General features: G+C 70.6%; 19 protein-coding genes. 10 read left to right on the top strand and 9 right to left on the bottom strand.

The annotated features are described in order from the left end of the window. Position 1: 1 nt before the first annotated feature. Both D7X96_RS30275 and D7X96_RS41225 read right to left on the bottom strand, forming a co-directional pair. Positions 2 to 628, bottom strand: a complete 627-nt coding sequence (locus tag D7X96_RS30275; protein ID WP_121771343.1) for a glutathione S-transferase family protein — start codon at positions 626 to 628, stop codon at positions 2 to 4. Between the two features lie 87 nt (positions 629 to 715). Then, a complete protein-coding gene (locus tag D7X96_RS41225; RefSeq protein WP_244219782.1) occupies positions 716 to 1,666 on the bottom strand; it encodes an alpha/beta hydrolase in 951 nt (316 codons plus the stop codon). A gap of 90 nt (positions 1,667 to 1,756) precedes the next feature. Here D7X96_RS41225 and D7X96_RS30265 point away from each other — a divergent pair, with 90 nt between their 5' ends. After that, the gene (locus tag D7X96_RS30265; RefSeq protein WP_120549294.1) at positions 1,757 to 2,944 is read left to right on the top strand and encodes a cytochrome P450; all 1,188 of its coding nucleotides are present in this window, start codon (positions 1,757 to 1,759) and stop codon (positions 2,942 to 2,944) included. 29 nt (positions 2,945 to 2,973) lie between these two features. Here D7X96_RS30265 and D7X96_RS30260 read toward each other — a convergent pair whose 3' ends face one another. The 5 genes from D7X96_RS30260 to D7X96_RS30240 all read right to left on the bottom strand — a co-directional run bounded on the left by D7X96_RS30260 (position 2,974) and on the right by D7X96_RS30240 (position 7,228). Next, positions 2,974 to 3,822, bottom strand: a complete 849-nt coding sequence (locus tag D7X96_RS30260) for an aldose epimerase family protein (protein ID WP_120549293.1) — start codon at positions 3,820 to 3,822, stop codon at positions 2,974 to 2,976. Positions 3,823 to 3,826: 4 nt separating this feature from the next. Continuing rightward, positions 3,827 to 5,482: an L-glutamate gamma-semialdehyde dehydrogenase gene (gene pruA / locus D7X96_RS30255; RefSeq protein ID WP_120549292.1), complete on the bottom strand. Its 1,656-nt coding sequence runs from the start codon at positions 5,480 to 5,482 to the stop codon at positions 3,827 to 3,829. A 143-nt stretch (positions 5,483 to 5,625) separates the two neighbouring features. After that, positions 5,626 to 6,006, bottom strand: a complete 381-nt coding sequence (locus tag D7X96_RS30250) for a response regulator (protein ID WP_121723965.1) — start codon at positions 6,004 to 6,006, stop codon at positions 5,626 to 5,628. Between the two features lie 151 nt (positions 6,007 to 6,157). Then, positions 6,158 to 6,442: a hypothetical protein gene (locus D7X96_RS30245; protein ID WP_233609963.1), complete on the bottom strand. Its 285-nt coding sequence runs from the start codon at positions 6,440 to 6,442 to the stop codon at positions 6,158 to 6,160. A 120-nt stretch (positions 6,443 to 6,562) separates the two neighbouring features. Then, complete coding sequence (locus D7X96_RS30240) at positions 6,563 to 7,228, bottom strand: S1 family peptidase (protein ID WP_121771342.1); 666 nt, start codon at positions 7,226 to 7,228, stop codon at positions 6,563 to 6,565. Positions 7,229 to 7,580: 352 nt separating this feature from the next. Between D7X96_RS30240 and D7X96_RS30235 the strand changes: the two genes are divergently transcribed. The 7 genes from D7X96_RS30235 (at position 7,581) to D7X96_RS30205 (ending at position 15,276) form a co-directional block, all read left to right on the top strand. Beyond that, entirely contained in the window at positions 7,581 to 11,231 is a 3,651-nt protein-coding gene (locus D7X96_RS30235) for a serine/threonine-protein kinase (RefSeq protein ID WP_121771341.1), read from the top strand. Positions 11,232 to 11,258: 27 nt separating this feature from the next. After that, the gene (locus tag D7X96_RS30230; RefSeq protein ID WP_121771340.1) at positions 11,259 to 11,936 is read left to right on the top strand and encodes a 2-hydroxychromene-2-carboxylate isomerase; all 678 of its coding nucleotides are present in this window, start codon (positions 11,259 to 11,261) and stop codon (positions 11,934 to 11,936) included. Next, on the top strand, positions 11,933 to 12,583 hold the full coding sequence (locus tag D7X96_RS30225) for a hypothetical protein (protein WP_121725021.1): 651 nt from the start codon (positions 11,933 to 11,935) through the stop codon (positions 12,581 to 12,583). Before D7X96_RS30230 ends, D7X96_RS30225 begins: the two co-directional genes overlap by 4 nt. Before the next feature lie 74 nt (positions 12,584 to 12,657). After that, positions 12,658 to 13,854 (top strand): acetyl-CoA C-acetyltransferase, encoded by a 1,197-nt coding sequence (locus D7X96_RS30220; RefSeq protein WP_120549285.1) that lies wholly within the window; start codon positions 12,658 to 12,660, stop codon positions 13,852 to 13,854. Between the two features lie 13 nt (positions 13,855 to 13,867). Continuing rightward, complete coding sequence (locus D7X96_RS30215; protein WP_014399195.1) at positions 13,868 to 14,083, top strand: hypothetical protein; 216 nt, start codon at positions 13,868 to 13,870, stop codon at positions 14,081 to 14,083. 129 nt (positions 14,084 to 14,212) lie between these two features. After that, a complete protein-coding gene (locus D7X96_RS30210; RefSeq protein ID WP_120549284.1) occupies positions 14,213 to 14,410 on the top strand; it encodes a hypothetical protein in 198 nt (65 codons plus the stop codon). Between the two features lie 134 nt (positions 14,411 to 14,544). After that, the gene (locus tag D7X96_RS30205; protein WP_121771339.1) at positions 14,545 to 15,276 is read left to right on the top strand and encodes a rhomboid family intramembrane serine protease; all 732 of its coding nucleotides are present in this window, start codon (positions 14,545 to 14,547) and stop codon (positions 15,274 to 15,276) included. A 16-nt stretch (positions 15,277 to 15,292) separates the two neighbouring features. On the opposite strand, the gene D7X96_RS30200 is transcribed toward D7X96_RS30205, so the two are convergent. Further along, entirely contained in the window at positions 15,293 to 16,930 is a 1,638-nt protein-coding gene (locus D7X96_RS30200) for a sigma-54-dependent Fis family transcriptional regulator (RefSeq protein WP_121771338.1), read from the bottom strand. A gap of 145 nt (positions 16,931 to 17,075) precedes the next feature. Here D7X96_RS30200 and D7X96_RS30195 point away from each other — a divergent pair, with 145 nt between their 5' ends. Next, positions 17,076 to 17,951, top strand: a complete 876-nt coding sequence (locus D7X96_RS30195; RefSeq protein WP_120549281.1) for a dioxygenase family protein — start codon at positions 17,076 to 17,078, stop codon at positions 17,949 to 17,951. A 34-nt stretch (positions 17,952 to 17,985) separates the two neighbouring features. After that, the gene (locus tag D7X96_RS30190) at positions 17,986 to 18,612 is read left to right on the top strand and encodes a YceI family protein (RefSeq protein ID WP_120549280.1); all 627 of its coding nucleotides are present in this window, start codon (positions 17,986 to 17,988) and stop codon (positions 18,610 to 18,612) included. A gap of 92 nt (positions 18,613 to 18,704) precedes the next feature. Here the strand turns inward: D7X96_RS30190 and D7X96_RS42050 are convergent, their stop codons facing one another. Then, a complete protein-coding gene (locus D7X96_RS42050) occupies positions 18,705 to 19,412 on the bottom strand; it encodes a DUF6982 domain-containing protein (RefSeq protein WP_244219781.1) in 708 nt (235 codons plus the stop codon). Positions 19,413 to 19,444: the final 32 nt, after the last annotated feature.

Genomic DNA, 19,444 nt, shown 5'->3' with positions numbered 1-19,444 from the left:
GTCAGCGCACGTGCGCGTTCGCGGAGTAGGGCGGTACGGGGCCCAGGAAGCCGGGCTGTGCCTTCACGCGCTCCAGCCACGTGGTGATGGCAGGGAAGGGCGTGAGCGCGACGCCCGCTTCCGGCGCCAGGTGCACGTACGCGAAGAGGCAGATATCCGCGACGGTGTAGCGCTCCTCCACCAGGAACGGGTGTTTGCCCAGGTGCCGCTCCAGCGTGGCGAGCGCGCGCTCACCGTTCTGGATGCGATTGCGGAGCACGTCGGACTCCAGCGGCTGCCGGCCGGTGAGGAGCCAGAAGCGCGCGGTGCCGATGTTCGGCTCCACCGCGTTCTGCTCGAAGAACATCCACTGGTGCACCTGCGCGCGAGCGAAGCGGTCCTCGGGGAGGAAGCGCGTGCCCTCCGCCAGGAACAAGAGGATGGCGTTGGACTCCGCGAGGAACCGCCCCGGCTCCGGCTCCAGCACCGGGATGCGGCCGTCCGGGTTCTTGTTCGCGTGGAAGTCCGCCGTGTGGCTCTCCCCCGCGAAGATGTCCACCGGCACCAGCTCGTACGCGAGCCCCAGCTGCTTCAGCAGCGTGCGGACCTTGTAGCCATTCGCGGAGGGCAGATAGTCGTAGAGGCGCATCGGGGCTTCATATCGACCGGACTCCTCGCCGCGCACTCCGCTTCTTGCGGTGCAATCCCTCGCAAGAAGTGGGGCACGGGATGCTGCCTACTGCGCGGTGGCCTCGCTCCACACTTCCGCGACGCGGCCCACCTGGTCGAACGCGCAGTGCCCCGCGTCCGGGATGATCTTTTCGTTCACCGGGAACTGGAGCCCGCCCAGGTACTGCTCCGCCTCCTGGATGTCCTGGAGCAGCTCATCCTGGTCGCCGTAGGTGAACCAGAACTTCGTGCCGCCGCGCAGCGCCGCGTTGGACGCGTCCCAGTCCATCTGGCCCGACCACGGCTTCTCACCGCCGCAGCTCAGCGCGTAGATGCCCGGGTAGCGGTCGCCGTAGCGCGGCAGGAAGCTGGCCGTCAGCTGGATGGAGCCACCCGACGAGCCACCGAAGAGGATGGGAGCGTCCTGGATGTCCCAGCCCTTGCGCAGCGCCTCGATGAGCGACACCAGCTCCGCGGCGTTCTTGCCCTCCAGGTCGCGCTCCGACAGCGGCACCCCCTCCTTGGGGCAGTCCGTGTACTCCGGCTTCACCCACCACGCGCACTTGTTGGGCGCGAGCGCCGTCACGTAGAGCGTGTTGTGCCCGTACGTCCAACCGCCGTTCGTGAAGAGCGAGCGCGGGTTGTTGCCGTTGTACACGGACGCGCCGTCGCCGTGCAGGTAGATGGCCAGCCGCATGGGCTCGGGCACGATGCCCTGCTTCGGCTCGATGTACTTCACCTCCGTCGCGCCCACCTGCGCCACGCAGTACGTCAGCGTGCCCGCGTCCGTGCTCACCGTGCCCGTCCTGCTGCACGGGAGCTTCCCGGAGCCGTTCGAACTGCCCGGACCCGCATCCGTGCCAGCATCCACGTCCGTCCCCGCATCCACGTCCGTCCCGGCATCCGTGCCCGCGTCGACGGTGGGATTCGTGCCCGAGTCAGGCGCGACTTCATCGGGGTCGTCGGAACACGCGGACAGACCGAGGGCGAGCACTGCGGCGAGCAGGATGCGGGACATGGTGACTCGGAGGGGGGAGGGGAGGCGGCGCCTCTGTTCAGCAGCCAGTATACCGGGTATAGATTTACAGCCGGGAAAGGAAATTCCTCCATGAATGGACGCGTGAACCTGATGGCGCCGGAAGTCCGGGCCAATCCCTACCCTGTCTACGCGGAGCTGCGGCGCAGCGCTCCCGTGTGCCAGGTGGAGCCCGGCGGCCTCTGGGCCATCACGCGCTTTGAAGACGTGTCCGCGGCCTTCAAGAACCCGCAGGTGTTCTCCTCGGCCGGGGTGCGCACCACCACCGCGCCGCCGTGGCTGGGCCACAACCCGTTCTCCGAGTCGATGATCGTCATGGACCCGCCGCGCCACATGCGGCTGCGCACGCTGGTGAGCCGCGCATGGACGCCCGCCGCGGTGAACCGGCTGGAGCCGCGCATCCGGAGCTTCGCGCAGACGCTGGCGGAGCGGCTGTCACCGGAGCGCGAGGTGGACTTCGTGGACGCCTTCGCCATGCCGCTGCCCGCCAGCGTGATTGGCGAACTCTTCGCCTTGGACCCCTCCATGACGGCCCGCTACAAGCGCTGGTCGGTGGACCTGTCCAGCGTGTCCGGCACGACGGAGAAGGACACCCACCGGCACGAATCCATCAAGGCCACGGTGCGCGAGATGGAGGACTACCTCTCCCAGGTCGTCGCCGAGCGCCGCCGCCAGCCGCAGGACGACATGGTGTCGGACCTGGTGAAGACGCGCGTGGACGGCGAGGAACTCACCGACGCGGAGCTGATGAGCTTCCTGTTCCTCCTGGTGGTGGCGGGCCTGGAGACCACCGTGCAGCTCGTCAGCCACAGCGTGCGCATGCTGATGGAGCAGCCACACCTGGTGGCCCGGCTGCGCGAGAACCCTGCGCAGGTGGGGCGCTTCGTGGAGGAGGTGCTGCGCTACGAGCCCTCCGTGCACGGCCTGGTGCGCGTCACCACGAAGGAGACGCAGGTCGCGGGCGTGACGATCCCGGAGGGCGCGCGCGTGGCGCTGATGGTGGGCTCCGCGTGCCGCGACGGCGAGCGCTTCAAGGACCCGGACACCTTCGACATGGACCGCGAGGGCGTGAACAACATGCCCTTCGGCCACGGCATCCACTTCTGCCTGGGCGCGCCGCTGGCCCGGCTGGAGGCGCGCGTGGGGCTGGAGGTGCTGCTGTCCCGCTTCACGCGCTTCACGCCCACGGGCCCGGTGAAGTGGAACACCTCCCTCACCGTGCGCGGCCCGCTGACGATGCCCCTCATCCCGCACGCCTGAGGCTCACGCCTCGATGGAAGCCCCGAGGCTTACGCCTCGATGTCGAACGCGAGCGACACGCGCTCTTCCGGAGCCACGTGCAACAGGCCCTCGCCGGTGGCCAGCGCCCCGGCGGCGGCCGTCCACGGCTCCACGCAGACGAAGTCCTTCCCCTGCAGCGTCCACACGACGAGCATGCGGAACTCCTCGGTCCACGACAGCTTCACGGGACGCAGGCCCGGCCCACGCTCCAGCACCGTGCCCGGCGCCGAGTGATCCCTCAGGTGCAGGTCCACCTCCTGCGCCGTGAGGTCGAGGCCGTTGAAGGGCACCTCGTGCTTCGCGAGGTTGTCCCACGCGTGCGTGGCGTCCGTCTCCACGCGCGCCTGCGCCTTGTTGGCTTGCGGCACGCGGAAGTAGGGGTGATAGCCCAGGTGCAGCGGCATGGGCCGCTTGCCCAGGTTCGCCACGTCGAAGTCCACTGTCAGCCGCCGGCCCGAGAGCGAGAACACCAGCTGCGCGTCGAAGGCCCACGGGAACTGGCGCAGCGTCTCCGCCGACGACGAGAGCCTCAGCACCAGCATGGACTCGTCCGCCTGGCGCACCGTCCACGGCAGCTTCCGGGCGAAGCCGTGCTGCGGCAGCGTGTACGCCTCGCGGTCCGCCGGATACGTGTCCCCGGGCAGGGGGCCGGCGATGGGAAAGAGCACGGGGATGCCCCCGCGCACGTTCTTCGTGAGGTCGGCGACGGTGCTCTCATCCAGATAGAGCACGTCGTCGCCGTCCACCACCATGCGCGTGACGAGCGCGCCGCGCGTGGGGATGATCTCCACGCGGCAGTCGCCGTCCTCCAGCGCATACGTCTCCAACCCCGCGATGCCCGGGAACGGTCCGCTCATGGAACTAGATGGCCCCTTCCTTCGGGTCGCTGTCCATGAACGGGTAGGGGACCTTCACCGGCGGCGCGAAGTTCTCCTTGATGGTGCGCGGGCTGCTCCAACGGAACAGGTTGATCATCGACCCGGACTTGTCGTTGGTGCCCGAGGCCCGGCTGCCGCCGAAGGGCTGCTGGCCCACCACCGCGCCCGTGGGCTTGTCGTTGATGTAGAAGTTGCCCGCCGCGTTGCGCAGCGCGCTCATCATCTGCTCGATGGCCTTGCGGTCGCGCGCGAAGATGGCGCCCGTCAGCGCGTACGCCGCGGACTGGTCGCACTCCTTCAGCGTCTCCTCCAGCTTCGCGTCCGGGTAGACGTACACGCCCACGAGCGGAGCGAAGATCTCCTCCGTCATGATGCGGTGGCGCGGGCTGTTGCACTGCACCAGCGTGGGCTGCACGAAGAAGCCCTCGCTCTTGTCCGTGCCGCCGCCCGCGACGATGGTCGCGTCGTTGCCGGACTTCGCCAGCTCGATGTAGCTGGACACCTTCTTGAACGAGCGCTCGTCGATGACCGCGCCCATGAAGTTGCGGAAGTCCGCCACGTCGCCCATCTTGATTTCGCCGATGAGCGCCTGGAGGCGCGGCTTCAGCTTGGGCCACAGGGACTCCGGCACGTAGACGCGGCTGGCCGCGCTGCACTTCTGGCCCTGGTACTCGTAGCCACCGCGCACGATGGCGACCGCGAGCGCCTCCAGGTCGTCCGCCGCGGACGGGTGCGCGAAGATGAAGTCCTTGCCGCCCGTCTCACCCACCAGCCGCGGGTACTGCTTGTAGCGGCCGATGTTCTCTCCCACCGTCTTCCACAGGTTGTTGAACGTGGGCGTGGAGCCGGTGAAGTGGATGCCGCCCAGGTGGGGGCTGGCCAGCACCGGGTTGCCCACCGTGGGGCCGTCACCGGGCAGCATGTTGATGACGCCGTCGGGCAGGCCCGCCTCGCGCATCAGCTCCAGGCTGTACCACGCGCTCAGGGCCTGCGTGGAGGACGGCTTCCACAGCACCACGTTGCCCATCAGCGCGGGAGACAGACAGAGGTTCAGCGCGATGGAGGTGAAGTTGAACGGCGCGATGGCGAAGACGAACCCGTCCAGCGGACGGTAGTCCGTCATGTTCCACATCTGCGGCGAGTTCTCCGGCTGGATGGAGAGGATCTGCTGCGCGAAGTGGACGTTGTAGCGAAGGAAGTCGATGAGCTCGCACGACGCGTCGATCTCCGCCTGGTGCGCCGTCTTCGACTGGCCCAGCATGGAGGAGCCGTTGAGCAGCGGGCGGTAGCGCGTGGTCAGCAGCTCCGCGGCGCGCAGGAAGATGGCCGCGCGTGCGTGGAAGGGCATCCGCGCCCAGTCCTCCTTCACGGACATGGCGTTCTGGATGGCCTGCTCCACGTGGCCCGCGTCGGCCTCGTGCAGGGTGGCCAGCACGTGCTGGTGCCGGTGCGGCATGCGCACGGCGTCCGTCTTGCCGGACTTGATGTGCTTGCCGCCGATGACGACGGGGATGTCGATGCGCTCCCCGCTCATGCGCTTGAGGGTGGACTGCAGCTCCGCGCGCTCCGGGGTGCCAGGGGCGTAGGAGAGGACGGGCTCGTTCTTGGGAGCCGGGACGCGGGGGTAGGCGTTGAGCACGCGAGGACCTCGGGACGAGAGGAACGGAAGTTCGGGCAAGGTATAGCCCTCCCCGTGTCCCAGGTCAGTGACAGAAGCGTGCGGCGTCCTCGCGCGGACACCCGGCCCGGCAATAATCGCCCGGCCCGGCACTCGCCCGGAACCTAGGCGGTGGCGCCCCTCGCGCGCTGCAGCACGGCATGCAGCTGCGCGATGAGGTAGGGCGGCTTCACCGGCTTGACCAGGTACGCGTCCGGCTGGGGCTGCCCCGGCTCCAGGTCCGAGCGCGGCGCGTAGCCGCTGACGAACACCACCGGCAGGTGGGCCAGCGAGGGCTCCGCGCGCACGCGGCGGCACAGCTCGTAGCCGTCGATGCCCTCCATGTTCACGTCCGACAGGAGCACGTCCGGCGGCTGCGCCAGCGCGTTCGCGAGCCCCGTCTCCCCATCCGCCGCCACCGTGCAGTCGAACTCACCGGATAGGAGCAGCCGGAGCGTCTCGCGCATGGTCCAGGAGTTCTCCACGATGAGGACCTTGGGCTTCACGGTGCATCGACTCCCGGGGCGGCAACAGCGGACGGCTTGGGGGGAAGCAGCGGACACAGCATCCCCCCGCCGTGCGCACCGGGCAAGTGGTCCCCCTTCACCCGTGAGAATTCACGAAAGCCACCACCTCACGGGTTTGCCGCCAACGCCTCTAATCCTCGGGCGGTGGATTCACGAGCCCACGCCGGGAAACCTCGGAGTCCGGCTCCTCGTCGCCGCGCGCCTCGCGCTCGGGCACCTCTTCGTCCTGCCACTCCGCGCCGCGCTCCACCTCCGCCTCCCAGCGCGTCTCCTCCACGGGGCCCGGGTTTTCGTCCTCGCGGGCCGCGGCCCGGGAGCGCTCGCGGGCCAGCTCGGCGGCGCCGCGGTCCAGCGCGTCCTCCATCTGTCCCCGGTTGCGCGGCTGGAAGTTCTTGGAGTCCTTGTCCGAAGCCATGGTGTCACCCCCGACGGGAAGGTGGGATGCACCACTGCGAGCGGGCAACGACGCCGCGCGCGGGGGCCGCCTGCCCGGCCGTCCAGGTGCGGGCAGGCCGGGGTGCGCCGTCCGCCTGCGTCAGCGCGGCGCGGAGGGCGCGCGCCGGGCCAGGGGTTGCGCATCACCCCGTGACAGGCGTTGGACCTCTGGCGCGACGTCTTGCGTGGGCGCGGCGATGCTGCACCGCGCGCCGCCATGCACCAGGCCCACCACGCGCAGCGCTTCGTCCACCAGCGGCGCGCCGGAGTCGCCCGGCTCGCCGTGCATCGTGGTGAAGAGCGCGTTGGGCACGTCCGGCAGGGAAGGGCAGCGGCCCCAGCGCTCCACCATCACGCGCTGCGGTTCGCCGGGCCGGTCGTGGCGTCCGGTGAAGACGAGCATCGCGCCGGGGATGGGCAGCCCCTCGGCCACCTCCAGCGGCGCCACCGGTGCCTTCGCCTCCAGCTCCAGCACCGCCACGTCGCGGCCGCGATCCACGAACACGTAGCGGCCCTGCAGCTGGCGGCCGTCCTCGAAGTTCGTGCGCTCCCTGCCCGCGCCCGGCGCGACGCAGTGAGCCGCGGTGAGGACATGGCGGCCCTGACCCACCACCACGCCCGCGCAGTGTCCGTCGCCCAGCGTCACCGTCGCGGCCTCCGCCTTCGCGAGCCCGTCCGCTTCGCCCGGGCCGGACTGGCCGCAGGCCATCCAGGCCGTCACGGCCGCGAGTGCCACCGTGGCGCCGCCCCACTTCCATGCACGCATGCCGCTTCCCCCTCCTCCCCCGGGCGACGGGCCCAGGGGCTCGCCGCAACGGTGTGCATGCGTGCGGAGGTGTCGTGGGCGTGGATGGGAAAGGGGTCCCCCAGCAGGCGTCCGGGCGCCCCACCGCGTCGTCTTCCAGCGAGGCGGTCAAACAGGGAACAGGGGCAGAGCGTGTACCTGCTCGGATGTCCCGGAGGCGGTGTCACTGAAACGTGCTATTCCTCGCTACGTCTGGATTCTGGAATCCAGATCCTGGCCCGCGAATGGCCGGCCCCTTTGGCTCGTGAGCGACGACGAGAAGACAACGGTATTGGATGAGCGCACCCGGCCCCCGAGCACCTGGGGGGAGCGGATGCGTACGCCCATCACGTTGCCGGGCTCGGGCATCGGAGAGCGGCGCTCGCTGATTCCAGGCGTCGTCGTCACCGGGCGCTACCGCGTGGACTCGCTGCTGGGCGAAGGCGGCATGGGCCGCATCTGGCTGGCGGACGACCTTCAGGAGCGCCGTCGCGTGGCGCTCAAGGAGATGCACGTCCCCTCGGAGCTGTCCGCGGCGAAGGTGGAGGAGCTGGTGCTGCTGTTCCGGCACGAGTTCTTCGCCATGAAGAAGCTCCAGCACCCGTCCACGCTCAAGGTCTTCGACTGGGGCATGACGGAGGCCGGCAACCGCTTCATCACCATGGAGGTGGTGGGCGGCAAGGACCTGAGCACGCTGGTGCGCGACGCGCCGCTGGACACGCGCACGCTGTATCGCGTGCTGATTCAGATGGCGCAGGTGCTGGCGTTCATCCACTCGCGCCTGTACGTGCACTGCGACATCAAGGCCAGCAACGTGCGCATCACCGAGTCCGGCGCGGTGAAGCTCATGGACTTCGGCGTGATGCACCAGCTGGGCACGCCCAGCCCCGGCAAGCTCAAGGGCACGCTGGAGTACCTGGCGCCGGAGTGGCAGCGGGGCGCGAGCATCGACGGGCGCGCGGACCTGTACTCGCTGGGCGTGATGGCCTGGTACCTGGCCACGCGCAAGCTGCCCTTCAAGCGCAGCAACCCCGCGGTGCTGCTGGCGGACCACCTGACGCGCCCGGCGCCGCGCCCGTCCAGCATCTGCCCGGTGGATCCGCAGCTGGAGGAGATCATCCTCCTGCTCATGGCGAAGGATCCGCGCGAGCGCTTCCAGGACGCGGGCGAACTGCTGGAGGCGCTCTGCCAGGCCAGCGGCGAGCCCGTGCCGGAGGAGTCGCTGTCCGCGCGCGCCAGCTACCTGCACGTGCCGGAGGTGGTGGGGCGCGAGGCGGAGCTGGAAGGGCTGATGAACGGCCTGGCGGAGGCGGACTGGGGCCAGTCGCGCGCGATGCTGGTGGGCGGCCCCGCGGGCGTGGGCAAGACGCGGCTGCTCCAGGAGTTCGAGCTCCAGGCGAAGCTGGCGGAGCTGCCCTTCGGCCGGGGGCAGTGCCGCGCGGAAGGGCTGTCCCCGCTGGCGCCGGTGGCGCAGGCCCTGCGCTGCCTGGTGCCGCAGACGCCCTCGGACCTGATGGAGCGGGTGAAGACCCCGCTCGCGCGCCTGTTGTCGCCGGAGGTGCTGGAGGGCGACCAGGACGAGGAGCTGCCGCGCGACGGCTCCGAGGAGAAGGCCGCCTTCTTCGAGGCGCTGACGGAGTGGACGCACACGTTGGGCGGGCGGCAGTCCTTCGTGCTGTGCTTCGAGGACCTGCAGTGGGCGGACAGCGCGTCGCTGGAGGCGCTCAACGTCGTCATCCGCGCGCTGCACGGCACGCGCGGCATGGTGGTGGGCACGTTCCGTTCGCAGGAGCTGTCGCGCCTGAGCCTCGCGTTCCAGACGGTGGACGAGAAGCTCACGTCCCGCATGGACCTGGAGCCGCTGTCCGCCGAGCACGTGGCCACGCTGGTGGAGCTGGTGCTGCCGGGGCTGGACGTGCCGGAGGGCTTCGTGCAGCGGCTGCACGAGACGACGGGCGGCAACGCCTTCTTCGCCACGGAATGCCTGCGCATGCTGGTGGAGGCGGGCGCGCTCAAGCGCGTGGGCGGGCGCTGGGAGGCGGAGGACGGGCTGGGCACGCGCAGGCTTCCGGAGAGCATCCAGGAAGCGGTGCTCATGCGGCTGTCCAACGCGCCGCCGGAGCAGGTGGCGCTGTTGCGCAAGCTCGCGCCCGTGGGCCGGCTGCTGGACCTGCCGCTGTTGCGCGCGCTGTCCGGCCTGCCGGAGGCGGAGCTGTTCGCGGTGCTGGACGGCATCGTGGAGCGGCAGTTCCTCCAGGATGTGGAGGGCCGCTACGTCTTCACGCACGACACCGTGCACCAGGCCGTCTACGACAGCACGCCGGAGGCGGAGCGCCGGGCGTACCACGGCCAGGTGGCGCGGGCGCTCCAGGCGCTGCCCTCGGGGCGCTCGGGCGTGGTGCGCGCGGTGGGCTGGCACTTCGCGCGCTCGGACGCGCCCGCGGAGGCCATCCAGCCGCTGCTGGAGGCGGGCCAGGCAGCGATTGAAGCGGAGGCCCTGCTGGAGGCCACGCTGCTCCTGAAGGAAGCGGCGGGGCTCCTGGAGGCCGCGCCGGACTACCCGGGGCGCTCGGAGCAGCTCTTGCGCACGTGGGTGTCGCTGGTGGAGGTGGGCTACTCCAGCGACCCGCCGACGTCGGTGGCGTACGCGGAGCGGCTGTTCGCGCACTGGGAGGCCACGGTGGACGTGGCGGCCGGCCGGCGCGAGGCGCTGTCGCGGCTGGAGTCCGCGCGCTCGGCCACGCCCGCGGAGCGCGAGGAGCGGCTCATCCCGCTCTTCCGCGAGGTGGCGGCGGACGCGCGGATGACGCCGGTGGACGTCTTCTGGAAGCGCTCGGAGCTCCAGATCCTCCAGGGCATGGCGCTGGCCATCCTGGGGCGCACGGACGCGCTGGAGGCGCTCATCGCGCGCGTGGCCGCCGAGCACCCGGAGGACTCGCCGTACCGGGCGGGGCTGTCCGTGGCGCGCTCGACGCTGTGCGCGTACACCGGCCTCTGGGCGGGCGGGGTGGCCGAGCAGCGCAAGCAGGTGCAGCGGCTGCGCGAGTTCCGCGATGCCGTAGGGCGTCCGCCCCGGCGGCTGGCGTGGGCGCTGGGCATGGGCGGCTACCTGCTCAACGTGAACCTGGCCCTGCGCGGCGAGCCGCTGGATGAAGAGCTGCTGAAGGACGGGCTGCACCTGGCGCAGGCGCAGGGCTTCACCGACGTGCGCGCCTACCACCTGTTCGCGCAGGTGGCGCGCGCGGCCTTCACCGGCGACGGCGGCGCGTTCGCGTCCGCGCTCGCGCAGAAGACGGAGCTCATCCGGCGGCTGGGCAGCCCGCGCCTGATGGAGCGCAACCTGGCCCTCTTCACGCCGCCGTACTACCTGGAGCGCGGCGAGCACGAGCTCGTGGCCGCGGTGGTGTCGCGCGGCGAGGCGCTCGCGCGCGTGCTGCCCGAGGACCGCTGGCTGCGCGCGCACGTGCAGGTGTACCAGGCGTGCCGCGACGTGCTCTTCGAGGACGCGGCCGCCGCGCGCGAGTCGCTGCCCCGCGCCCTGGAGGCCGCGCGGATGGGCGGCCTGCGCATGGAGACGCTGGTGCGCGTGTACCAGTCCCGCTTCGAGCGCGAGCAGGGCCGGCTGCCCGCCGCGCTCGCCGCCGCGCAAGGCGCGCTGGAGCGCGCGTTGGATCCGCGCTTCGCCAACCCCTGGGACGAAATCCTGGCCCGCCGCGCCCTGGCGCCGCTGGTGTCCCGGGAGGACGGGGACGCGCACCTGCGCCACGCGCGCCTCTTGGCGGAGTCCACCGGCAACGTGCTCCAGATGGGGCTCGTCTACCTGCAGCACGCGGAGCGGCACGGCACGCCGGAAGAGGCGATGCGCGAGCTGGAGATCGCCGAGCGCGCCTTCGCCTCGGCCCGGGCCACCCATCTGCAGTCGCTGGCCCAGTCGCTGCGCGGCCCGCTGTCGCGCCAGCACGGGGACGTGAAGCAGAGCGCCTGACGGCCGGGTCGTGCTTAGGATGGGCCCATGGCCCCCTCCCCCCTGCGCTTCTGCCTGGACTACCTGTCCCCGTACGCCTACCTCGCCTGGCTCCGCATGCCCGCCATCGCGCAGAAGCACGGCCGGGCGCTGGAGCCCGTGCCGGTGCTGCTCGCGGGGCTGCTCAATTCCGTAGGCTCCATTGGCCCGGCGGAGATCCCCGCCAAGCGCGTCTACGTCTTCAAGCAGACGTTCCGCATCGCGCACGAGCAGGGCGCGCCCTTCAGCCTGCCGCCCTCGCACCCGTTCAACCCACTCTTGTCCCTGCGCGTGACGGCGGCGGTGGAGGACGTGGCGGAGCGCACGCGGCTCGTCACCGCGCTCTACTTGGCCGCGTGGGGGCAGGGGCGGGGCATCGAGACGCCGGAGCAGGTGGACGCGGTGCTGACGGAGGCCGGCTTCGACGCGAGGGCGCTGCTGGAGCGCGCGCAGCTGCCGGAGGTGAAGGACCGCGTGCGCAAGAACACCGACGACGCGCTGGCGCACGGCGCCTTCGGCGTGCCGTCCGTGCTGGTGGACGACGAGATGTTCTGGGGCGTGGACTCGCTGGGCCACCTGGAGCGCTACCTGGAGGGCCGCGACCCGCTCACCCGCGCGGACCTGGAGCGCTGGAGGGACCTGCCCGCCACCGCCAGCCGGCGCCCGGAAGGAAAGCCCCGCCCGTGAACGTGCTCGGGCAGCTGGGGGTGGCCGTCGCCGGGCTGGTGCTGGCCGGCGTGCTCCTGTTCCTCAACTTCTGGCGCGCGGTCCTCTACCTCTTCCCCCACACCGTCCGGGTGGAGCCGGAGGCCCCGGGGGACCAGATGGACCTGCCGGAGTCCCTGGCCCCCCTGGCGGGGCAGCTCCAGGCGCTGGGCTTCACGCCCGTGGGCAGCCACGAGGAGAAGCCGCTCATGCAGAAGGCCACCCGCTCCTACGACTGGGCGCACGCGGGCGAGCGCGTCTTCGCCACCGTCCACGAAGGGGCGGACCTGCTGCCCCGGCTCTACCTGCTCACCCCCCTGGCCTCCGGGGGCTTCGTCGTCACCGCCAGCTACCGCCGCCCCGCGTTGGACCTGCCCGGCTACCGCTCCGGGTCGCTGGAAGACGCCGCCCCGGAGCGCCTGTTGCGCGCGCATGTGCGACGACTCGAGGGGTTGGAGCCGGCGGGCCCGGAGGGCTTCACCTGGGAGGGGCGCGTCCAGGCCGCCCGGGCCTGGTACGCCGGTTTGGGGCGCAAGGAAATCCGCCGCCAGAACCTCCAGGGGCTGTTGTGGACGGCCATCGCGCTTGCCATCGTCGCCAGCGCCTTCCTGGGCCGGCGCGCGGGCTGACGGCCCCCTGGACGCTTTTCCACGTCACGTCGTGCGTGCACCGCGCGCCCCGGAAGAGTAGGGAGACGAGCACCATGAAGAGCGTGTCCAAGAACGAGGAAATCTACTTCCTGTCCGGCAAGCGCACCCCGTTCGGTACCTACGGCGGCAGCCTCAAGGACCTGAGCGCCACCGACCTGGCCGTGGAGTCCGCGAAGGCGGCCCTGGCCCAGGCGGGCGTCTCCCCGGAGCAGATTGAGCATGTGGTGTACGGCAACGTCGTCCAGACGAGCGCGGACGCCATCTACCTGCCGCGCCATGTGGGCCTGCGCACGGGCGTGCCGGTGCCGGTGCCCGCGCTGGGCGTCAACCGGCTGTGCGGCTCCGGCTTCCAGGCCTTCATCACCGCCGCGGAGATGATGCTCACGGGCGGCGCGGAGGCGGTGCTGGCGGGCGGCACGGAGTCCATGAGCCAGGCGCCCCACGTCATCCGGGGCGCGCGCTGGGGCATCCCCCTGGGCAAGGGCGGCCTGGAGGACATGCTCTGGACGGCCCTCACGGACAGCTACACGGGCAACGCCATGGCGCTCACCGCCGAGCAGCTGGCGGTGGACTACAGCATCAGCCAGGACGACGTGGACCAGTACGCCGTCCTCACCCAGAAGCGCTTCGCCGCCGCGCAGGAGGCGGGCCGGCTGGCGGATGAAATCGCGCCGGTGACGCTCAAGGGCAAGAAGGGCGACACGGTGGTTTCCAAGGACGAGCACAACCGTCCGGAGACCACGGTGGAGGGCCTGCGCAAGCTGCCCAAGGTGTTCAAGAAGGACGGCGTGGTGCACGCGGGCGCGGCCAGCGGCATCTGCGACGGCGCGGGCTCCATGGTCATGGCCACCCGGAGCTTCGTGGAGAAGCACGGCCTCAAGCCCGTGGCGCGGCTCGTCAACTGGGGCATTGCTGGCTGCGACCCGCGCATCATGGGCATTGGCCCGGCGCCGGCCATCCGCAACCTGCTCAAGCGCGCGGACGCGAAGCTCTCCGACGTGGACCTCTTCGAGGTCAACGAGGCCTTCGCGCCCCAGTACCTGGCGGTGGAGAAGGACCTGGGCCTGCCACGCGACGCCACCAACGTCAACGGCGGCGCCATCGCCGTGGGCCACCCGCTGGGGGCCTCCGGCGCGCGCATCACCATGACGCTGGCGTACGAGCTGAAGCGCCGGGGCGCCCGCTATGGTATCGGGTCCGCCTGCATCGGTGGCGGCCAGGGCATCGCCGTGCTGATCGAGGCGCTCTAGGACGGGACGTGAGATGAGCAACGAGGTGGACGCGAAGACGGCCCGCGAGCGGGCCAAGGCCATCGCCGAGCAGCGCCGCGCCGAGCGCCGCAACCGCAAGCGCCGCTGCGTGGTGTGCGGCGTGGAGGAGAGCGACAAGACGCCCCTGACGGCCCACCCGGAAGGCATCGGTCCCGCCTGCAAGGACGAGGTCACCTGTCAGGCCCGGCGCGCCGCCGCCGGCCGCTGAAAGCCCCCGGTCGCCCGCCGCACTGTCGGCGGGTGGACGGTGGCCAGGGCCGGATTGTCGGGCCCGTTTCTTGATGGCGCCCCCGACTCGGGGTAAACATTTGTAATCTCTGGTGACACGAGGGTTGGAATGGGCGTTATCAGCTTCACGGGCGTCAAGGTGTTCTCCACCACGCTCGCGCGCGATCGCGAGAACATGGGCGAGAACATCACCAAGTGGCTGAAGGAGAACTCCTCCGTGGAGATCGTGGACAAGATCGTCACGCAGTCCTCGGACAAGGAGTTTCACTGTCTGACCATCACGCTCTTCTACCGCCACAAGGTTTAAGGCCTCCCGGCGGGGACGAAGAAGGCGTGGGATGCGAGGGCGCTTCTCCCGGGTGACACCTGGGTGGGGCGCCCTTCATCGTTTCTGGATTTGGGGTTGCGGACCGGGCGGTGTTCCACCACCTTTGGGCCTCTATGCGACCCATGCGGGGCTTCAATCGGGGTGGAGGCGGCTTCGGCGGCGGCTTCCCCGGCCTGGATTCAATGGCCGCCAAGCTGGCGGTGGCGCTGGTGGCGTTCTCCGCCCTCTTCCTGGCGACACAGCGAGGGCAGGGCGTGCTGCTCCTGCTCAACCCGCACGACGTGCTGTCGCTGCGCGTATGGCAGCTGTTCACCTACGCGTTCGTGGCCCCGGACCCGCTGGGCATCGTCTTTGGCGGCATCATCATCTGGTCCATCGGCGGCTTCCTGGAGTCCACCTGGGGCTCCCGGCGCTTCCTGATGGCGTCCTTGGGCATCACGGTGCTCGCGGGCCTCATCACGGTGCTGCTGTCGCTGGTGATTCCCATGGCCAGCGCCTACGCCGGCGGCTCGGTGCTGACGACGGTGCTGTGGGTGGCGTACGGCCTGGTGATTGGCCGGGGGCAGACGAACTTCTGGGGCATCCCGCTCACGGGCAACTGGTTCGCGGCCATTGGCGCGGGCTTCACCGTGCTGCGGCTGCTCACCGCGCCGGCCTGGCAGGTGCTGGCCCCGGAGCTCATCAGCCTGGCGCTCGTCTTCGCCTACGTGCGCGGCGCGAGCCCCAAGCGGCTGATGCTCCAGCTGCAGCACTGGCGCCTGCAGCGGCAGCTGAGGGACCGCTCCAAGCACCTGCGCGTGGTGGACCGCAACCGTCCGCCGGACCGCGACCAGTACCTCAACTGAAGGGCCTGCACGGCCCTCAGTGCGCGGCCTCCGGGTGGCCATACTGCTTGAGCTTCCGGTAGAGCGTGGCCACCCCGATGTCCAACTGCTCCGCGGTGCGTGAGCGGTTGCCGCCGTTCTGCGCGAGCACCGCGAGGATGTACTCCTTCTCCATGTCCTCCAGCCGGCGCGGGTTGCGGGTGGGCACCAGGCTGGGCGGCGCGGCGCGCACCTCCTCCGGCAGGTCGTCGCGCTCCACGCGCGGCCCCTCGCAGAGCACCACCGCGCGCTCAATCGCGTTGCCCAGCTCGCGCACGTTGCCCGGCCACGGGTAGCGCAGCAGTTGATCCGCCGCGTCCGGGGACAGGCCATTCACGCGCCGCCCCAGCCGCTCGCCGGCTTCCGCCAGCAGCAGCCGCGCCAGGGGGAGGATGTCCTCCTTGCGCTCGCGCAGGGGCGGGATGCGCAGCTCGATGACGCGCAGCCGGTAGAAGAGGTCCTGGCGGAAGCGGCCCAGGCGGACCTCCTCGGACAGCTCGCGGTTGGTGGCGGCCACCACGCGCACGTCCACCTTGCGGCTGGTGTTCTCCCCCACGCGGCGCACCTCGCGCTCCTGGAGCGCGCGCAAGAGCTTCGCCTGCATGGCCGGGGGCACCTCTCCCACTTCGTCCAGGAAGAGGGTGCCGCCGTGCGCGGCTTCGAAGAGGCCGGGCCTGTCGTTCGTGGCGCCGGTGAAGGAGCCCTTCGCGTGGCCGAACAGCTCGCTCTCCAGCAGGCTCTCCGTCACCGCGGCGCAGTTCACGGCGATGAAGGCCTTGTGCGAGCGGCCGGACTCGTCGTGGATGAGCCGGGCGATTCGCTCCTTGCCCACGCCGCTCTCGCCGGTGACGAGGATGGTGGTGTCCACCTTGGCGGACCTGCGCGCCAGGTTGAGCACGCGCTGCATGGACTCCGCGCGGGCCACCATGCCGGATGGGTCCTCCGTCACGCCGGCGCGCGCCAGCGACTGGCGCTTCGCGCGCAGCTTGCGCTCCGTCTGCCGCAGCGCCTCCGTCACCTGCCCGAGCACGCCCTCCATGCACTGCGTTTCATAGAAGCGCAGGAACTCCGTGCACTCGGTGCTCCACTCCGCCTCCGGCCGGCCCACGATGTGGCAGAAGGCGTCGCCCTTGCCCACGCACTTGAGCTCCGCGCAGTAGATGGGTTTGTTGTTGCAGTAGCTCAGGTACCCGGACGCGAAGCCGGTGAGGCTCCAGCACACGGGCTCCTCGGCCTGGCCCAGGTGCAGCAGGTGCTGCTCGGCCTCATAGGAGTCGCTCCACTGCGCCTCCGCGAAGGGCTCCGGGCCGTCCGTGTCCTTGCGCTCGATGCGCTCCACGCGCACCTGGCCCATCAGCGTGTGCAGCCGTCCGCCCGCGCGGCGCCACTCCGCTTCATCCGGCCAGGCCACCGCGGTCCTCATCGCCTCCGCCGTGCGCCAGCCGTGCGCGTAGCCCAGCCGCGTGAAGATGCCGCGCGCGGCCGTCATCCCCAGCATCCCGATGAGCTCCTTGCGCAACAGCCCCAGCGTCACCGGGTCCATCAACAGCGCCCGCTGGCCGGCGAAGCGGATGACCCCGCCCTTCGGCTCGAACGCCAGCAGCTCCCTCAAGTCCAACCCTTCCAGACCCGCCACGGTGCCTCTCCGGTGCCTTTCAGACTGAGTCGCTTCTCTATCAATATGAGAGGCGTTTCGCAGGCCCGGGATGGGAAGGTTCGCGATTTCAGGGGGTTATCGTGTCGGGTGCGCTGGTCCCAGGGTTGCAGTAGAAGGCGCCACGATGGCTTCCGGGGTGGACAGACGCGTGGTGCTGCAGGGCGTGGCGGCCGCCGGGGTTGCGGGGGTGATGGGCACCGGGGCCTCGGCTGCCCGGCAGGTGGCGCCGGCCCTGTTCGTGTCGCACGGCTCGCCCATGACGGCGCTGGACTCGGATGAGTACCCCCAGGCGCTGAGGCGCTTCGGTGAGGGCGCGGGTGCGCTGAAGGCGCTGGTGGTGGTGTCGGCGCACTGGGAGACGGACGCGCGCGTGCACGTCACCGCGATGGCCGCTCCGCCGCTCGTCTACGACTTCTTTGGCTTCCCGGAGGAGATGTACCGGCTGCGGTACGCGCCGCCCGGGGCTCCTTCGCTTGCGCAGGACGTGGTGGCGCGGCTGTCGTCGGCGGGCGTGCCCGCGGTGGCGGACGGCGAGCGCGGCCTGGACCACGGCGTCTGGGTGCCCCTGCGCCATGCGTTCCCGGAGGCGCGCGTGCCGGTGTTGCAGGTGGCGCTGCCGGCGGACGCGACGCCCGCGCAGGTGGCGCGCATGGGGGAGGCGCTGGCTCCGCTGCGCGCGGAGGGCGTGCTGCTCATGGGCAGCGGCGGCGTGGTGCACAACCTTCGCCGGGTGAATTTCAGATCCAAGCTGGCGTCCGTGGAGCCATGGGCCGCCGAGTTCGACGCATGGGTCGCCGGAAAACTTGCCGCACGTGACTTCCTCGGGCTTCAGTCATGGATGGATGCACCGAATGCGCGGGTCGCGCATCCATCTCCCGAGCATTGGTTGCCGATTTATTTCGTCCTCGGAGCTGCCCTCCCCGAGGACCGCATCACCCCCGTGTTCGAGGGCTTCCATCACGGGACCTTGTCCATGCGCAGCTTCGCGCTGCGCACCTGAACCTCGCAGTCCGCAAACTCAAGGAGTCCACACCATGAAGATGTCGCTCAAGTCCGCCATCACGCTGCTCGCCGTCGCCGCCCCGTCGTTTGCCTTCGCGTCCGCGTGGGAGATTGACTCGTCGCACTCCAGCGCGCAGTTCGCCGTGAAGCACATGATGGTGTCCAACGTGCGTGGCACGTTCAGCAACGTGAAGGGCAACGTCAACCTGGATGACAAGGACATCACCAAGTCCACCATCGAGGCGACCCTCGACGCGAAGACCATCAACACCAACGAGCCCAAGCGCGACGAGCACCTGCGCAGCGCGGACTTCTTCGACGTGGAGAAGTTCCCGACCATCACCTTCAAGTCCACGAAGGTCGCGAAGGCCGGCAAGGACAAGCTGAACGTCACGGGCGACCTGACCATGCACGGCGTGACCAAGCCGGTCGTGCTGGCCGTGGAAGGCCCGACGGCGGAGACGAAGGACGCCTGGGGCAACGTGCGCCGCGGCGCCGTGGCGACCACGAAGATCAAGCGCAGCGACTTCGGCCTGACCTGGAACAAGGCGCTGGAGGCCGGCGGCGTGGCGGTGGGTGACGAGGTGACCATCACCCTGGACCTGGAGACCACGAAGAAGGCCGAGGCCTCCGCTCCGGCGGCCACGGACAAGAAGTAGTCTTCGTCCCAGCCTTGAAATGAAGAGAGGGGCCTCGGGTGACCGGGGCCCCTCTTTTTTGTGCCCCGGTTCAACCCGGGGCCCGGGACGGCTCAGCCCTCGGCGACGGCCTGCACGCTGGCGCGGTAGATGAAGATGCGCGCGGTGTTGGTGCGGGTGTCGGCGGGGATGACGAAGAAGCCCGGGGTGGGGCCCTTGAAGTCCTGGGAGAAGCCGGCCACCTGGCGGCCGTCGTTGAAGGTGACGCGGATCTTCGAGCCCTCCGCCTGCGGCTGACGCGCGCCCGCGGCGAGCATGAAGAAGATGGCCTTCACGCGCTTGCCGGGGATGCGCTCCGGGGCGAAGCCGCTCTGCTGCTCCAGGGAGATGGTGTCCTCCAGGAGGTCCGCGTCGCGGATGGTGCCGCGCTTCACCTGGCCTTCGACGGTGTGGATGATGACGCGGTGTTCGCCTTCCACGAAGGAGCTGGCGGCGGGCACGAAGCCGTCCGTCGGCACTTCGAAGAGCGCGCCGTCCGTGGGGCGCAGGTGGTTGGCGGTCACGGGCGAGGGCACGACCGGCGCGGGGGCCACGGCGGCCACGGGCCGGAGGGTCGGGCTCGCGGGGGCCGGGGGCGTCAGCCGGGCCACGGGCGTGGCGGAGAGGGACAGGGCCGGCGGAGGCGGAGGCATGGCCGCGACGGGGAGGGCAGGGACCTCCTCGACGAGTTCGATGTCGGCGATGGGCTCGGACTCCACCGCTTCCTCGACGTCGAGGGCGGGGGTGGCGTCGATGTCCGTGTCCCTGTCTCTTATGCACATCTGACGCTGCCGACGACTTAATAGGTGTAGAT

The organism is Corallococcus interemptor (assembly GCF_003668875.1).
Lineage (GTDB): Bacteria > Myxococcota > Myxococcia > Myxococcales > Myxococcaceae > Corallococcus > Corallococcus interemptor.
This window is presented reverse-complemented; position numbering and strand designations above follow the sequence as displayed.

Bases quoted from the DNA above. Each gene is read 5' to 3' on its own strand.
- D7X96_RS30220 (WP_120549285.1), top strand. From the start codon at position 12,658: ATGAAGAGCGTGTCCAAGAACGAGGAAATCTACTTCCTGTCCGGCAAG.
- D7X96_RS30230 (WP_121771340.1), top strand. From the start codon at position 11,259: ATGGCCCCCTCCCCCCTGCGCTTCTGCCTGGACTACCTGTCCCCGTAC.
- D7X96_RS30240 (WP_121771342.1), bottom strand. From the start codon at position 7,228: ATGCGTGCATGGAAGTGGGGCGGCGCCACGGTGGCACTCGCGGCCGTG.
- D7X96_RS30265 (WP_120549294.1), top strand. From the start codon at position 1,757: ATGAATGGACGCGTGAACCTGATGGCGCCGGAAGTCCGGGCCAATCCC.
- D7X96_RS30235 (WP_121771341.1), top strand. From the start codon at position 7,581: ATGCGTACGCCCATCACGTTGCCGGGCTCGGGCATCGGAGAGCGGCGC.
- D7X96_RS30245 (WP_233609963.1), bottom strand. From the start codon at position 6,442: ATGGCTTCGGACAAGGACTCCAAGAACTTCCAGCCGCGCAACCGGGGA.
- D7X96_RS30195 (WP_120549281.1), top strand. From the start codon at position 17,076: ATGGCTTCCGGGGTGGACAGACGCGTGGTGCTGCAGGGCGTGGCGGCC.
- D7X96_RS30205 (WP_121771339.1), top strand. From the start codon at position 14,545: ATGCGACCCATGCGGGGCTTCAATCGGGGTGGAGGCGGCTTCGGCGGC.
- D7X96_RS41225 (WP_244219782.1), bottom strand. From the start codon at position 1,666: ATGTCCCGCATCCTGCTCGCCGCAGTGCTCGCCCTCGGTCTGTCCGCG.
- D7X96_RS42050 (WP_244219781.1), bottom strand. From the start codon at position 19,412: ATGTGCATAAGAGACAGGGACACGGACATCGACGCCACCCCCGCCCTC.
- D7X96_RS30215 (WP_014399195.1), top strand. From the start codon at position 13,868: ATGAGCAACGAGGTGGACGCGAAGACGGCCCGCGAGCGGGCCAAGGCC.
- D7X96_RS30190 (WP_120549280.1), top strand. From the start codon at position 17,986: ATGAAGATGTCGCTCAAGTCCGCCATCACGCTGCTCGCCGTCGCCGCC.
- D7X96_RS30275 (WP_121771343.1), bottom strand. From the start codon at position 628: ATGCGCCTCTACGACTATCTGCCCTCCGCGAATGGCTACAAGGTCCGC.
- D7X96_RS30210 (WP_120549284.1), top strand. From the start codon at position 14,213: ATGGGCGTTATCAGCTTCACGGGCGTCAAGGTGTTCTCCACCACGCTC.
- D7X96_RS30260 (WP_120549293.1), bottom strand. From the start codon at position 3,822: ATGAGCGGACCGTTCCCGGGCATCGCGGGGTTGGAGACGTATGCGCTG.